At 41.3% G+C, this 14,206-nt stretch carries 9 protein-coding genes; 3 read left to right on the top strand and 6 right to left on the bottom strand.

What is annotated here, in order from left to right:
- Positions 1-3 precede the first annotated feature (3 nt).
- Both pdeM and BST86_RS10685 read left to right on the top strand, forming a co-directional pair.
- The gene (gene pdeM, locus BST86_RS10690) at positions 4-645 is read left to right on the top strand and encodes a ligase-associated DNA damage response endonuclease PdeM (RefSeq protein ID WP_105983235.1); all 642 of its coding nucleotides are present in this window, start codon (positions 4-6) and stop codon (positions 643-645) included.
- 35 nt (positions 646-680) lie between these two features.
- Complete coding sequence (locus BST86_RS10685; RefSeq protein ID WP_105983234.1) at positions 681-1,505, top strand: hypothetical protein; 825 nt, start codon at positions 681-683, stop codon at positions 1,503-1,505.
- Here the strand turns inward: BST86_RS10685 and BST86_RS10680 are convergent.
- The gene (locus tag BST86_RS10680; RefSeq protein WP_105983233.1) at positions 1,502-2,839 is read right to left on the bottom strand and encodes a dihydrolipoyl dehydrogenase family protein; all 1,338 of its coding nucleotides are present in this window, start codon (positions 2,837-2,839) and stop codon (positions 1,502-1,504) included. The two genes, BST86_RS10685 and BST86_RS10680, sit on opposite strands and share 4 nt — an antisense overlap.
- Positions 2,840-2,941: 102 nt before the next feature.
- On the opposite strand from BST86_RS10680, the gene mfd reads away from it, so the two are divergent.
- Positions 2,942-6,292 (top strand): transcription-repair coupling factor, encoded by a 3,351-nt coding sequence (gene mfd, locus BST86_RS10675; protein ID WP_394340889.1) that lies wholly within the window; start codon positions 2,942-2,944, stop codon positions 6,290-6,292.
- Positions 6,293-6,422: 130 nt separating this feature from the next.
- Here the strand turns inward: mfd and BST86_RS10670 are convergent, their stop codons facing one another.
- The 5 genes from BST86_RS10670 to BST86_RS10650 form a co-directional block, all read right to left on the bottom strand.
- Positions 6,423-6,857 carry a hypothetical protein gene (locus tag BST86_RS10670; protein ID WP_105983231.1) on the bottom strand — a complete coding sequence of 145 codons (435 nt, stop codon included), beginning with the start codon at positions 6,855-6,857 and terminating at the stop codon, positions 6,423-6,425.
- Between the two features lie 88 nt (positions 6,858-6,945).
- Positions 6,946-10,212 (bottom strand): TonB-dependent receptor, encoded by a 3,267-nt coding sequence (locus BST86_RS10665; protein ID WP_105983230.1) that lies wholly within the window; start codon positions 10,210-10,212, stop codon positions 6,946-6,948.
- Positions 10,213-10,329: 117 nt separating this feature from the next.
- Positions 10,330-11,967, bottom strand: a complete 1,638-nt coding sequence (pgi, locus tag BST86_RS10660; protein WP_105983229.1) for a glucose-6-phosphate isomerase — start codon at positions 11,965-11,967, stop codon at positions 10,330-10,332.
- Entirely contained in the window at positions 11,964-13,205 is a 1,242-nt protein-coding gene (locus BST86_RS10655) for a peptidoglycan DD-metalloendopeptidase family protein (RefSeq protein WP_105983228.1), read from the bottom strand. Before BST86_RS10655 ends, pgi begins: the two co-directional genes overlap by 4 nt.
- Positions 13,202-14,179 carry a tryptophan 2,3-dioxygenase family protein gene (locus BST86_RS10650; RefSeq protein ID WP_105983227.1) on the bottom strand — a complete coding sequence of 326 codons (978 nt, stop codon included), beginning with the start codon at positions 14,177-14,179 and terminating at the stop codon, positions 13,202-13,204. Before BST86_RS10650 ends, BST86_RS10655 begins: the two co-directional genes overlap by 4 nt.
- Between the last annotated feature and the right edge of the window lie 27 nt (positions 14,180-14,206).

The following is a 14,206-nucleotide window of genomic DNA, read 5'->3' as shown; positions in this document are numbered from 1 at the left end:
ACAATGAGTGATAGTCTCCAAGTAACTCTTCACAATCAGACCTTTCATTTACATAGCACTGGTGCCTGCTACTGGCAGGAACAGGATGTTGTTTTATTGGCAGATGTTCATTTGGGTAAAAGCGCCCATTTTAGAAAGCATGGAATGGCCGTGCCATCGCAGGCAGATGACAATGAATATGATAAACTCAATGCTGTGATCGATTATTTCAAGCCTTCACGGCTTTGGTTCTTAGGAGACTTATTTCACTCTTATCAAAATGCAGAGTGGCATTTTTTTGAACAATGGTCCCGCATGCAAAGTATTGAGCTCACGCTGGTCATGGGAAACCACGACCTTATATCAAGCGATCATTTCAATATGCTGGGAATAAAAACGGTACAGCAATTACAAATGGGCGATGTACTGCTCACCCATCATCCCTTAGAAAGGGAAAACGTCTTCAACATTGCTGGGCACATACATCCTGCGGTAAAATTGACCGGAATAGGTAGGCAACGTTTAAAAATGCCTTGTTTTTTCTGTACAGATTATGGTATGATAGTACCAGCTTTTGGGGATTTTACGGGAACCTATGCCATGAAACCTCAAAAGGGCAATCGCATTTTCGTTTGTGTGGAGAATGAAGTGGTAGAGTTATCCTAAAAACTACTGTATATTTATTCCCACAAAACCTAGCCATGTACAAACGTCTGATCAGCATACTCAACCTTTTCATCGTTATCGTTCTTATTGCATGGAATGGCTACGCAAACACGGGAAACTTCAACGGTAGAACCGTAGGTGATCTAAGTGCAGAGTACAATAACCTGTTTACTCCAGCCAGCTATGCCTTTTCGATTTGGGGTCTTATTTTCTTAATGCTATTGGTGTTTGCTGGATATGGTGTGTATTCCGCTTTCGCGAAAGCGAAATCCCTACAACCTCGCAGCTATAGGACCAACTTTGTGATCACCACTTTCCCTTATTTTCTAGCGGCCAATATATTTTGTTCTGTTTGGGTCGCTTTGTGGCTGGAAGAAATGATCGGAGCATCTGTGCTTTGTATGATAGGAATACTGGTTTGTTTACTGCTTTGCGTCAAGCAGCTGGACATGGAATTATGGGATGCGCCATTTCCAATTATCGCCTTTGTATGGTGGCCTTTATGCTTGTACTCTGGATGGATAAGTGTCGCAATTATTGCAAATGTCGCGAGTTATTTGAATGGTATGTTTGATATACCAGAAAATCAACAGGTACTTGCCACGATAGGAATTATTGTGGTTGCAACGATTATCAATTTACTGATGGTTTGGTATCGAAACATGCGTGAATTTGCAGGAGTTACCGTCTGGGCACTGGTGGCGATTTATGTGAGACACACGGGAACCATGGATGATATTGCCTATCTAGCGTTAGGCGCAGCTATATTGATAGCGATCAATTGCATGATTCATGGGTATCAAAATAGAGCTACCAATCCAATGCTAAAATTCCAGCAGTGGCGTGCCAGTAAAGCTTAAAAACTTTTGAGGTCGTTAGCCCAGCTGGGATAGGTAAATACCGTTTGCTGCAAATGCTGGAACGTGATATCGTGATTCATTGCGACAGAAAATAGATTGATAGTTTCTCCAGCCTCGTGAGAAACGATATGCGCACCTAGAACCATTCCTGTTTCATCATCTACCAAAACCTTATAAGCATAAGTGCCTGCATTCATACGGCGTGTATTGAACCAGCCGCTGGCATCGCCTTTAAGGACTTTGAACTTTTTATTTTGATTCTTGGCTTGCGCCTCGTTCAAACCTATGCTGGCCACTTGCGGGATGGTAAAAGCAACGCTAGGAATGTCTACGGGAACGAGTGGATGCTTGCCTTCAATAATATTTTTTGCGGCGATGGCGCCTTCTAGGTTGCTTAACGGCGTCAAAGGTAGATTCATGTTAGTGACATCTCCACAAGCATAGAATCGCTCATTGGTAGTGCTTTGCAAACAGTCATTGACGACCACACTACCTTGATCAGTTACCACACCAGCTTTATCAAGGTGCAAAGATTTTGTGGACGGTACACGACCTGTGGTGTTGTATACTACATCTGTAGTGATTTGATGGATGGAACCTTCATTTCCATAGTGGACCACAAACCTGCCATCTTTCTTTTCTACAGATGATAAGGTAGATTCCAACTTAATGTCGATACCTAATTTGATAGAATCTTCCATTAAATAATCTGCCACAAATTTTTCAAAGGGTGATAAAATCTGGTCGCCTTGTTCAATGATGGTCACCTTGACGCCAGCCCTGGCCATCATGTGACTAAATTCCATACCTATATAACCACCACCTATGAAAACCATCTTTTCTGGAACATCCTTCATTTTAAAGAAATCCTCACTGGTAAGAAGATGATCTGCACCTGGAATGGTTAGCGGTCTAGGTTGCATGCCTGTAGCGATAACAAAGTAATTTGCTGTTATGGTGGTATCGTCAAACACAAACGTTTTTTCATCTACAAAACTACCGTCACCGTGATAGCAATCGATACCGTTTTCTTTCAGGCTAGATTCTGTATTGTCAGGGATGTTTTGGGTGTATCGTCGTATGTAATTGTAGGCATCTCTCCAGTTGATGTTTACTTCTCCTTCCACGCCGTCACCTTGCATGTTTCTGGCATAATCCACGGCTTCACTGCTGGCCAGCAATAACTTCTTAGGATCACAACCTCGCTGTGAACAAGTGCCACCGTATTCTCTATTATCTATGATGCCGACCTTGAGTCCTGCATTTTTACATCTATTGGCAACCAGTTTGCCAGCTGTACCAGTTCCTAAAACAAAAACATCATATTTTTTCATGTTCTAAAAATAGGTGGTTAAGATCTTTAGGCTGTGAAAGAATTCTCAATATTTGGGATCAGGTAGTGTCGCAGTCTATCTTTGCAGCTAACTGCATTGCAAGTGTCTTATCCACAAATTTTAGAATCTTACAGTAACGCAAGTCCATCCCTCAAACTTAGGGATCATGTATCATTACCTAACGGTAGGTGCGAGGTCAAGGGACTTATGGGAAGCGCCTTGTCCATGGTACTCACAAATATGTTTGGGTCCACTGATAAGCCATTTCTTTTTGTGCTCAATGACAAGGAAGAAGCTGCCTATTACTTGAACGATCTGGAAAAAATGATAGGTGAAGATCACGTGCTTTTCTATCCAGGCAGTTATCGCAGGCCCTATCAAATAGAAAAAACAGACAACGCTAACATTCTATTGAGAGCTGAGGTACTCAACCGCATCAATTCCCGTAAAAAACCAGCGGTCATCGTTACCTATCCAGATGCTCTTTTTGAAAAGGTGGTGACTAAAAAAGAGCTGGATCGCAACACGCTCAAAATAAGCGTAGGTGACCAGATCTCCATCGATTTTGCTAATGAAGTGCTTTTTGAATATGCCTTTAAGCGCGTTGATTTTGTGACAGAACCTGGAGAGTTTTCGGTGCGTGGTGGTATTTTGGATGTGTTTTCATTTTCAAATGATGAGCCTTATCGTATCGAGTTCTTTGGAAACGAGATCGACTCCATCCGCATTTTTGACGTGGAGACACAATTGTCCAAGGATCAAATTAAGAAGCTGTCCATTATACCTAATGTCGAGAACAAACAGTCCTCAGAAAAAAGAGAGAGTTTTCTAAAATATCTTCCATCCAAGACAGTCGTGATCGCGAGGAATGTCGAGATGATGTATGGTAGGATAGATTCGCTTTTCGCGAAAGCGGAACAAGCATACAGCGAGTTGCAAGGAGAAATTAAGCAGCTGGAACCAGAAGATATTTTTAGCAAATCGGCACTGCTAAAAGAGCAACTCGCGGAATTCAACCTAGTGGAATTATCTGGAAATCAGCCAGACATTACTTTTAAAACCGTACCGCAGCCATCCTTTAATAAACAGTTTGAGTTGCTTATCGATAACCTGAAGCAAAATGAAGCTGACGGTTATAAAACCTACCTGTTTTGCAGCACGGCACAGCAGGCCAAAAGATTCAAGGATATTTTTGACGACATGGGCGCTAATGTCGCCTATGAAACGGTTATCATGACACTGTATCGTGGTTTTATGGATCACGATTTGCGCATCGCGTGTTACACAGACCACGAGATTTTTGATCGCTACCACAAGTTCCAGTTGAAGAATGGTTATGCTAAAAAGCAGGCCATCACGCTCAAGGAGCTCAACACGCTCGAGAAAGGTGATTATGTGACCCATATTGATCATGGAATAGGAAGATTTGGCGGGCTTCAAAAAATCGATGTTAACGGTAAGATGCAAGAGGCAATCAAGCTGTTTTACGGCGAGCGAGACATCTTGTATGTTTCCATCCATTCACTGCATAAGATCACGCGCTATTCCGCTAAGGACGGTAAAACTCCTAAGATCTATAAACTGGGAAGTCCGGCCTGGAAAAAGCTCAAGGCCAAAACAAAAACACGAGTCAAGCAAATTGCGTTTGACTTGATTAAACTATATGCTAAGCGTCGTGCCAACAAAGGCTTTCAATATGCGCCTGACGGTTACTTACAAAATGAACTTGAGGCCAGCTTTATCTATGAGGACACGCCAGACCAAAGCACGGCCACGCAAGATGTCAAAAATGACATGGAAAGTGAGCGCCCTATGGATCGTCTTGTTTGTGGTGACGTAGGCTTTGGCAAGACTGAGGTAGCCATACGTGCCGCTTTTAAAGCCGCTGTTAATGGCAAGCAAGTAGCTGTTTTAGTTCCTACTACGGTTCTAGCCTTTCAACATGCCAAGACTTTTAAGGAACGTCTGGCAGACATGCCTGTGAAGGTGGATTATCTAAACCGATTCCGTACGGCAAAGGAAAGACGCGCCGTTCTGGATGGGCTTGCAGATGGCTCTATTGACATTGTTATAGGTACGCACCAATTGGTCAATAACTCGGTCAAATTCAAGGATATTGGATTGTTGATTATTGATGAGGAACAAAAATTTGGGGTTGCCGTAAAGGACAAGCTCAAGACACTCAAAGAGAACATAGATACGTTAACCTTAACGGCAACGCCCATTCCTAGAACCCTGCAGTTCTCTCTAATGGCAGCTCGTGACTTGAGTGTGATCAAAACCGCACCACCTAACAGGCATCCCATAGAAACGCAAATTGTTCGTTTTTCTGAAGCGACCATTAGGGATGCGATTAGCTATGAGATTTCTCGTGGCGGCCAGGTGTTTTTTGTTCACAACCGTATCGAAAATATTAAGGAAGTTGCTGGAATGATCCAGCGATCAGTACCCGATGCAAGAGTAGGCATAGGTCATGGACAAATGGATGGTAAAAAGTTGGAAGAATTGATGCTCGCATTTATGAATGGCGAGTTTGATGTACTTGTGAGTACCACCATTATTGAAAGCGGACTTGATGTACCTAATGCCAATACCATTTTCATCAATAATGCCAATAATTTTGGACTATCTGACTTGCACCAGATGCGTGGTAGAGTAGGTCGTAGCAATAAGAAAGCATTTTGCTACTTCATAACTCCACCTTACGATATGATGACAGACGATGCCAGGAAGCGCATGCAAGCCATTGAGAGTTTCTCAGAACTGGGTAGTGGTTTTAATATCGCGATGAAGGATCTTGAAATACGCGGTGCAGGTGATATTTTAGGAGGTGAGCAAAGTGGTTTTATCAATGAAATAGGATTTGATACCTATCAAAAAATTCTCAGTGAAGCCATAGAAGAACTCAAGGAAAATGAGTTTGCTGATTTGTACCCTACTGATGCGACTAAAAAGAAACACGTTGGTGATGTTACCATCGATACTGATTTTGAACTCTTGTTCCCAGATGATTACATCAACAGTGTGACAGAGCGACTGGCACTATATTCTAAGCTTAATGATATAGAGGATCAGGCTGGGCTTGATACGTTCAGAAAGGAGTTGGTAGACCGTTTTGGCGAGTTGCCTGATCCAGCAGAAGATTTGCTCACCAGCATTAAACTCAAATGGATTGCGAGTCGTATGGGACTTGAGAAAATCGTCATGAAGCAAGGCAAGTTTGTAGGATATTTTATCGCAGATCAAACCAGCAAGTTTTATCAAAGTGAGACCTTCAATTTCTTGATAAAGTCCATGAGCCAACGTGGCAGTAAGATGCACATGAAAGAAAAACAAACTAGGTCTGGTTTGAGACTGTTGCTAAAAATGGATCACATCACAAGTGTCGATAAGGCGTTTAAGATCATGAACGACGTGCTGCCGTTAGAAACTGCAACGGTGGAGCAGGAATAGGTTAGTGGTTGTTTCGCTTTCCTGTCTGCCGACAGGCAGGCGCGAAAGCGAACTCCAATTACAGTAACGTATTAAAAACAAAAGCGGCGGAATTACATTCCGCCGCTTTTGTTTCATGTAGTTAAATCTTCTACATCCACTGATCCCATGGAAGTCTGCTTAGCACTACCAAGAATGCTAGTGTGTAAAATATTGAAAGCATTTTAAACTTGCCGTGACTAACTATCTTCTTCTTGTGCTTTGAATATCCTATAGTCAATAGTGTAACTGCAATAATCACCATTAATGGATGTTCCACAGCGAGCAACCTTAAATTATCATTTCCCATAACTTCAGACGGATTTGAAAACAGCGCGCTGCTGTAAGGCGATAAAGCCCATAAGGCAAGTCCTAAGAGCAATTGAATGTGCGTAACAATTAACCCGACAAGAGCTAGACTAAAGTCCTTATTGCCAAAATCCTTTTTAGCAAACAAACCTATAAGCGCATTAACAGTCGCGATGAAAAGAACGATAAGAAGTAAATAAGCCCATCCAGAGTGAGCAGCTTTAAGAATGTTGTACATAGTAAATATTTGTGGTCACAAAAATAGTCCAAAAACAAAGAACCCGATGCGCGAGCATCGGGTTCTAATCTTTATTTGTAAATAGTTACTAGTTGAAAATGTATCTAGCACCTATTTGCATTTGCCATCTTGAAGATCTGGTACCAAAATCATCTATTTGCTCAACATTATTATTATTGATGCTAGGGTCAAATGTAAATGTTGGGTTTGGACCACCAGATTCAGTTCTAATCAACTCAACTTCGTTGAAGTTAGGAACCTGTGTGATTTCACCCCAATCTTTATTTATTAGGTTTGCTACGTTGAAGATGTCAACAGAAAGCTGTAAAGTGTTTCTCTTGTCTTTATTTGCACCTGTATAAATTGAGAAGTCTTGAAGAACTTTAAGGTCAATGGAGTGATTCCAGGAAGCACGACTACCGTTACGCTCTGCATATTGACCTCTTCTTGATCTTAAATACTCGTCATTCTCTATAAAAGCATCAAGAGCAGCATACTGATCTGCTGGAGTAAAGATTTGACCGTTTGATACCAAAGGAACAAGGTTGATCTCACTAGCATTAGCTGGTACATAGATAGAAGCGTTATCTCTAGAGTCATCACCTAGCAATAAGGTGTTCTCTTGATCATAGATGTAAGAGATACGAGCACCATTCTGACCTGTATAGAACAATCCAAATTGAGTGCGGATATTTTCATTCCAGTTTAATTCATAGGTTGCACTTGCCGTAATACGGTGTCCTGTGGCAAATTGAGAGTTAGTTAAGCTAGCTTGGTTTTTACCGTTAACTGTGACAAGGTTTCTCCATTGACTAGAGTTTTGTGAAGATGTGTTGTCAAATAATTCTTTACCATCACCATAAGTGTAAGAAGCACTAGCGCCAAAACCATTTTGTACTGGTTTAGTCAATGTAAATGTCGCGTTGTAGGAATATCCTTTGTCAGTGTTGGTTCCCAGATAGATTGCTGTATAATCTCCAACAATTCTATTTCTACTATAAAATGGACGGTTATCAGCGCCGTTAAGAGTCCCAATCGGTTCAGCTATATTGATGTTTTCGTATTGAACGTTGGATAATACATCATTATAAAGGAAATCTGCTGAAGCAATTAACCCCCAAATTCCTATTTCTTGATCAACACCTATGTTGTATTTCAACACCTGTGGTAATTTAAAGTCTGGTGCAAAAAGATCAATTTGACCACCTAACTGTCCGCTACCAGGAGCGGCACCATTACCAATAGGTTGATTTGCAGGATCTGCTAAGAATTGAACACCTCCAGGGAAGTTTCTTTCATCAACACCACCTACAGAAATACCGTTGTTGTTGTATGTCCCACCAGGCCATACTAATGGGATTCTAGAAGTAAATACACCTAAACCACCTCGTATTTGAGTTGAATTATCACCGTTTACGTCCCAGTTAAATCCTAGACGTGGAGCCACATGAATCTGACTCTTGATAGGCTTGCCAACTCTAGCACCTTGAAGGTCCTTGCCAGCAGCTTCAAGTACTGTAACGGCATTGTTGTTGAAGTCTTCATTTACCGTTCCGTCAGAGAAGAATGGTACGTCAAAACGAACTCCATAAGTTAAACGGAAGTTGTTAGTCAAGTTCCATGCATCCTGAGCGTAAACTCCTATTTGAGAATAATTGAAAGCTGCTGCGGCTGCCTGAATATTGTCACCAGAAGTTCCTATTGGATCTAGCAAAGAATAACTGTAGTCATAAAATCTTGCGTTAGCTTCGTTTCCTGGTATACCATCGAGATAAGTGGTGAAATCTGCTAGACTGCTGAAGTTATAACTTCCAAAATTTTCACGAACAAATACGTTTCTTACATCGAAGTTTTCAAAGTTAGCTCCCACGGTAATATTGTGAGCTCCTGATTGGATCTCAAAATTATTGGTAACAGTAAATACTTCCTGTTCAAGAATATTACCTGTTGAGAATGCTTCTGAACCTAAATTGATTCCGCCAGGACCATCGCCTATTGAAACACGTGGAAATGGATTACCAAGTGGATCACGGTTATCATTTACAGTGGTATAACCTATAACCAAATTATTAGACAGATTTGAGCCATTGGTGGTTCTCCATTCAAGTGTTGAAGAATTAGTTTCTGACGGGAAGAAGACACCTGCGTTGCTAAAGTTAATACTACGTGGACTGCTTAAGCTCGGACTTGAGTTTTCCGCATTTACGTAGTTATGCTTTAATGTAAAAGTGTTTTTGTCATCCAGATTATAATCAAGACGTATAGTAAATTTATCAGATGTCAAAGTCTCTGTGCTATTCCCAAAAGTCCCTGGATTATAACCGTATGTATCGATCAAGCCCTGACGTAGAGCTTGGATATCTGCTAAAGAAGCGTTTCCTTGGTAATCATCAAAGTTGAAAAACCTAGGGGTTTCTTCATCTTGTCTCTCATAATTCAAGAAAAAGAAAAGTTTGTTTTCAATGATTGGACCACCAATTCTGGCACCAATCAAAGTAGCTGTGAATTCGTCTAACTTTTCACGCTCATCAAGATCAAATCCTCCTGGAGTTTTTCCTGCAAGATCTTCATTACGGTAATAACCGTAAGCAGATCCAGACCATTCGTTAGTACCTGAACGAGTAATTGCGTTTATCGTACCACCAGCGAAACCAGATTGACGTACGTCAAATGGAGCAAGATTTACCGAGAAAGATTCGATAGCATCCAAGGAAATAGGGTTGACACCTACTTGTCCTCCATTCGTTCCTGTTCCGGATAAACCAAAAGCATCATTTTGTACTGTACCATCGATATAAAAAGAGTTATATCTGTTGTTTTGTCCAGCTAGAGTTATGGCACCACCTTCACTAACATCAGCTTGTGGAGTTTTTCTCAACAAGTCAGAGATGTTACGAGTGGTAGTAGGTAATGTATTGATCTCACGAGTTGAGATGTTTGTTTCAGGACCTGTTTTACCACTGTCAAAGATACCGTTGCGCTGCGCCTGTATAACGATCTCGTCAAGAGCGTTGGTAGACTCAGCTAGGGTAGCGTTGATTTGCTCTGATTCTCCTAACTGTAGGAAGATATTGTTTAGAGCAAGATCCTGCTTACCTACATAGGTAATTGTGATGTCATAAGGACCTCCTACACGCATGTTGTTGATACGGTAGTAACCTTCAATGTCTGTTACAGAACCGTACTTTGTACCTGTAGGCGTGTGAACTGCAACAATTGTTGCTCCTAAAAGAGGTTGGTCTTCTCCTTCAAGAACACGACCATTTATGGAAGATGTTGTAACACCTTGTCCCATCGAGGCCATCGAGCTTAAAATAATTCCTAGAAATAGGAAAATCTGTAAAGATTTGTTCATTATTGAAACGTTTTAGTTTAGATGCGGCAAAAGTAATCCGTTTAAAACATTTCCAACATTAAGATAACATTAAGTATTCGTTTTTTTATGAACCTTAACGTGTTGATAAACTTTGAGTTACCCTAATTTAGAGTCAAAGCGCTTAAGAAGCGCAGTGGTTGAGGCGTCATGTCCATTAAACTTTTTGGACTTTAGGTCGTCGTTTATCCTATCTGCAAGAACTTTACCTAGTTGGACACCCCATTGATCGTAACTGTAGATGTTCCAGATCACACCTTCCGTGAAAATTTTGTGTTCGTACATCGCGATGAGCTTGCCTAGACTTTTTGGAGTCAGTTCATCGATTAAAATAGTGGTGGTAGGCTTATTACCTTCAAAAACTTTAAAAGGAGCCAGTAACTTCTGCTCTTTTTCAGTCAATTTACTTTTCTCTAAATCTTCTTTCACTTGATCCATGGACATGCCGTTCATAAGCGCCTCGGTCTGTGCAAAGAAATTTGCCATGAGTTTTTGATGGTGATCAGGATGATTGTATTTCGCTTTCGCGAAAGCGATAAAATGAGCTGGAATAAGTTTAGTTCCCTGGTGAATCAATTGAAAAAAAGCATGTTGGGAATTGGTTCCAGGTGCTCCCCAAATAAGATTTCCTGTTTGGTAATCAATGGGTTTTCCATCTCTATCGATGCTCTTCCCATTACTTTCCATGATCGCTTGTTGCAAATAGGCAGGCAGTTGTTGCAGATACTGTGTGTAAGGAATGATGACCTCACTTTCTGCCTTGAAAAAGTTGTTGTACCATATGGTAAGCAGCGCTAACTGTACTGGGATGTTGTCGTCCAGCTTAGCATCTCTAAAGTGAACATCCATTTCGTGAGCGCCGTCTAATAGCGCCTGAAAGTTGGCCGTACCTATTCCCAATGCGATGGACATCCCAACGGTGCTCCATAAAGAAAAACGACCACCTACCCAGTCAAACATAGGGAAGATGTTTTCTTTCTCCACACCAAATTCTATCGCGCGCTCTACATTACTGCTCACTGCAATGAAATGTTTGCCTACAGCATCTGTGGATACCTCTTTTGAAAACCAGTCCCGCAGGGTCGTAGCATTGGTCAAGGTTTCTTGAGTGGTAAATGATTTAGATACGATGATAAACAACGTGGTTTCAGGGTTGATCTTTTTGAGCGTTTCCTCTACGTGATCACCGTCCACATTGGAGACAAAATGGACTTTTACCTGATTGTGGTAGGCTTCTAAAGCGGTATAAACCATCATAGGCCCCAAGTCGCTACCACCTATGCCTATATTAACGACTGTGTCAAATGGTTGACCATCATGGGTGGTACGAGAGCCATCTAAGATCTCATTGACATACGCAAACATTTTCTCCTTACTGGCCAGCGCATCTTTTACATAGCTTTTGATTTTATCATTTGCTTTGTCTAGAGGCGTTCTAAGAGCTGTATGAAGAACCTCACGATACTCTGTAACGTTAATAGGTTGATCGCTGTAATAGGACTCAATGGCTTTCTCCAGATCACATTCCCTAGCCAGTTGGGTCAATACATCTTTTGTAGAGGTGGTCAAAAGGTTTTTTGACATGTCTACATAAAAATCATCGTTGATGATCGTGAAATTATCGACCCGATTAGGGTTTTTTACAAAGGATTGCTTAAGGTCAAAATCCTTGAGGTTTTTATAGTGTTCTTTCAGGGTTTCCCAAGAAGTAGTAGTGGTTGGGTTGATATTTTTCATGAGACGGAATCTTCTTCTTTATAGGATAGACTGTCAATTTCTTTTTTGAGTGGTTCAATGAAGTTTTTGTAAACATCCATTTGATCTTTTGGCAATGGATCTGCGCTAGGCAATTTCTGGCGGTATGGATCTACTTGTTTTCCATTTACCCAAAATCTATAGCACACGTGAGGTCCAGTCGCTAGGCCAGTACTACCTACGGTACCAATAGTTTGTCCTTGATCGACGCGTTGTCCTACTGTAACAAGTCTTTTGGTCATGTGCAGGTACTGTGTCTCATAGGTGTTGTTGTGACGTATCTTGACATAATTCCCATTACCACGCGTGTATCCAGATTTTGTTACCACACCATTTGCAGTAGAAACAATAGGTGTCCCATAGCCTGCAGCATAGTCCGTTCCTAAGTGTGCCTTCCAGCGCTTTTGTACGGGATGGAATCTGTTGCCACTATAACGGCTAGAAATACGGGTATAATTCACTGGAGCTTTTAAAAAGAAATTGCGCAGTGTTTTACCTTCATCATCATAGTAGTCGCGAACTCCTTTTATAGAATCTGTTACATAATTAAACGCATAATACGGCTTGCCACGCGTCTCAAAAATGGCAACGTCAATGGCTTCAATTCCATCATAAATTGTGTCGTTGATATAACGCTCTTGATAGATCATTTTGAATCGATCACCTTGTTGTAACTTAAAAAAGTCAATCGTCCATTTATAAATGTCGCTCAATTCCCAGATAGCACTCATTCCTAGGCCTTCTTCTTCCATAGCTTCAGACAATGTGGAATTCACAACACCAGTAGCCGTCTTGCGTCTAATGGTTACGGGATGTTCATCCTTGATGGCTTGCATGCCATCAGTCAATTTAAGAATGACAAAATCCTGGCGACTGGGTTCATAAATAAAAGCTTCTGGTGTGCGCGCCGCATCTTTGCGCTTCAAGATCTTAAAGGGTTTGCCAGCTTGAATCTTGCGCAACTCATAAACGCTATCCATGGTCATGGCAGCTTCATAAGCACTTTGACCTTGAACCAGATGCGAGGCAATAAGGTCGTTAAAGGTATCTCCAGATTCTACGGTATCTTCTACAACCGTGTAATTATTGAGGTCGTATCCATAAAGAACTTTGGGTACGATTTTAATAGGGTCTGCAATTGCTAGGTCTGTATGTTCATCTACTTGTTCACATGAAAATAGACATAGACATGCAGTTGCTAGGGCAATTAATTTCTTCATTCTATGGTAGAGGTATTAAAAGTGTGGTCAACCCATTGTTTTCCCCATTCTGCATGCTCTTGATCAGACCATAATGAAGGGAAAAATGAGATGCGCTGGAAACTGGGCGGTAGAAATTCCTTCCAGTTGGTGCCACCTGTAGCTTGAACCGTACCGCTTTCCTTACGCAGATAGCGGTGGGCTGCTCCCATGTGCATGAGTAACCAGTTAATATTGACGTTTTGATCCATTTTACGTAATTCTTCCTTTAGTTCTGGTAATTTCTCAGATTCAGGAAGTTGTAGGTATCGCTGGTAGATATTGCTGTGTTTGACCTGCTCTGCAATTCTAAGGAACCTAGGTGTGTAACGTTTCTCAAACTGTTTTAGTGTAAGTGTCTTTTCGCCGGTGGTTTTGTCAATGCCGCCTTTTTTCCAGTAAATATGTTGGAATAATTCTGGAATGCTTGTGGTTGTTTCGCTTTCGCGAAAGCGAACTCTATCATCATAATGCACCAGATGATCCACATTTGTTGCATACAGCTCTATCATACGGAACTGTGCGCTCTGGAAACCACTCGCTGGCAACAACGACATCCTGAATTTAAGAAACTGCTCGCGCTCCATACCTTTGATCATGACCTCAAAACTGTTGATCATCACATTAAAGTACCGATTGATGCGCTTGATTTTTTCCAAAAAATAAGTGCCCGTAAGCTGTTCCTGCTCGATTACCTGAAGCTGCTCGTGGATTACGAGTTTAAAGTACAGTTCTGTGATTTGATGATATCCTATGAAAATCATCTCATCTGGAAATGGCGTGGACGGCACTTGTAAACTAAGCAAAGTGTCCAGTCTTATGTAATCCCAGTAGGTAATGTATTGATCGTAAAGAAGGCCGTCAAGGTAGGAAAGCATGTCCTGCCCAGAGTTTTTGAACTTCTTTTCTAGCAGTTGGATGCGTTCTGCAATTTCTGGAGAGATCTTGTCCGGCATTTATGGGCTTTATAAGCTGGCAAATGT

It is taken from the genome of Nonlabens agnitus (assembly GCF_002994045.1).
Taxonomy (GTDB): Bacteria; Bacteroidota; Bacteroidia; order Flavobacteriales; family Flavobacteriaceae; genus Nonlabens; species Nonlabens agnitus.
The sequence above is the reverse complement of the archived record's forward strand: the minus strand, read 5'-3'. Positions and strand labels throughout refer to the sequence as shown.

Excerpts from the sequence above, each read along its gene's own strand:
- pdeM (WP_105983235.1), top strand. The coding sequence starts at position 4 with ATGAGTGATAGTCTCCAAGTAACTCTTCACAATCAGACCTTTCATTTA.
- BST86_RS10685 (WP_105983234.1), top strand. The coding sequence starts at position 681 with ATGTACAAACGTCTGATCAGCATACTCAACCTTTTCATCGTTATCGTT.
- BST86_RS10680 (WP_105983233.1), bottom strand. The coding sequence starts at position 2,839 with ATGAAAAAATATGATGTTTTTGTTTTAGGAACTGGTACAGCTGGCAAA.
- BST86_RS10670 (WP_105983231.1), bottom strand. The coding sequence starts at position 6,857 with ATGTACAACATTCTTAAAGCTGCTCACTCTGGATGGGCTTATTTACTT.
- BST86_RS10665 (WP_105983230.1), bottom strand. The coding sequence starts at position 10,212 with ATGAACAAATCTTTACAGATTTTCCTATTTCTAGGAATTATTTTAAGC.
- pgi (WP_105983229.1), bottom strand. The coding sequence starts at position 11,967 with ATGAAAAATATCAACCCAACCACTACTACTTCTTGGGAAACCCTGAAA.
- BST86_RS10655 (WP_105983228.1), bottom strand. The coding sequence starts at position 13,205 with ATGAAGAAATTAATTGCCCTAGCAACTGCATGTCTATGTCTATTTTCA.
- BST86_RS10650 (WP_105983227.1), bottom strand. The coding sequence starts at position 14,179 with ATGCCGGACAAGATCTCTCCAGAAATTGCAGAACGCATCCAACTGCTA.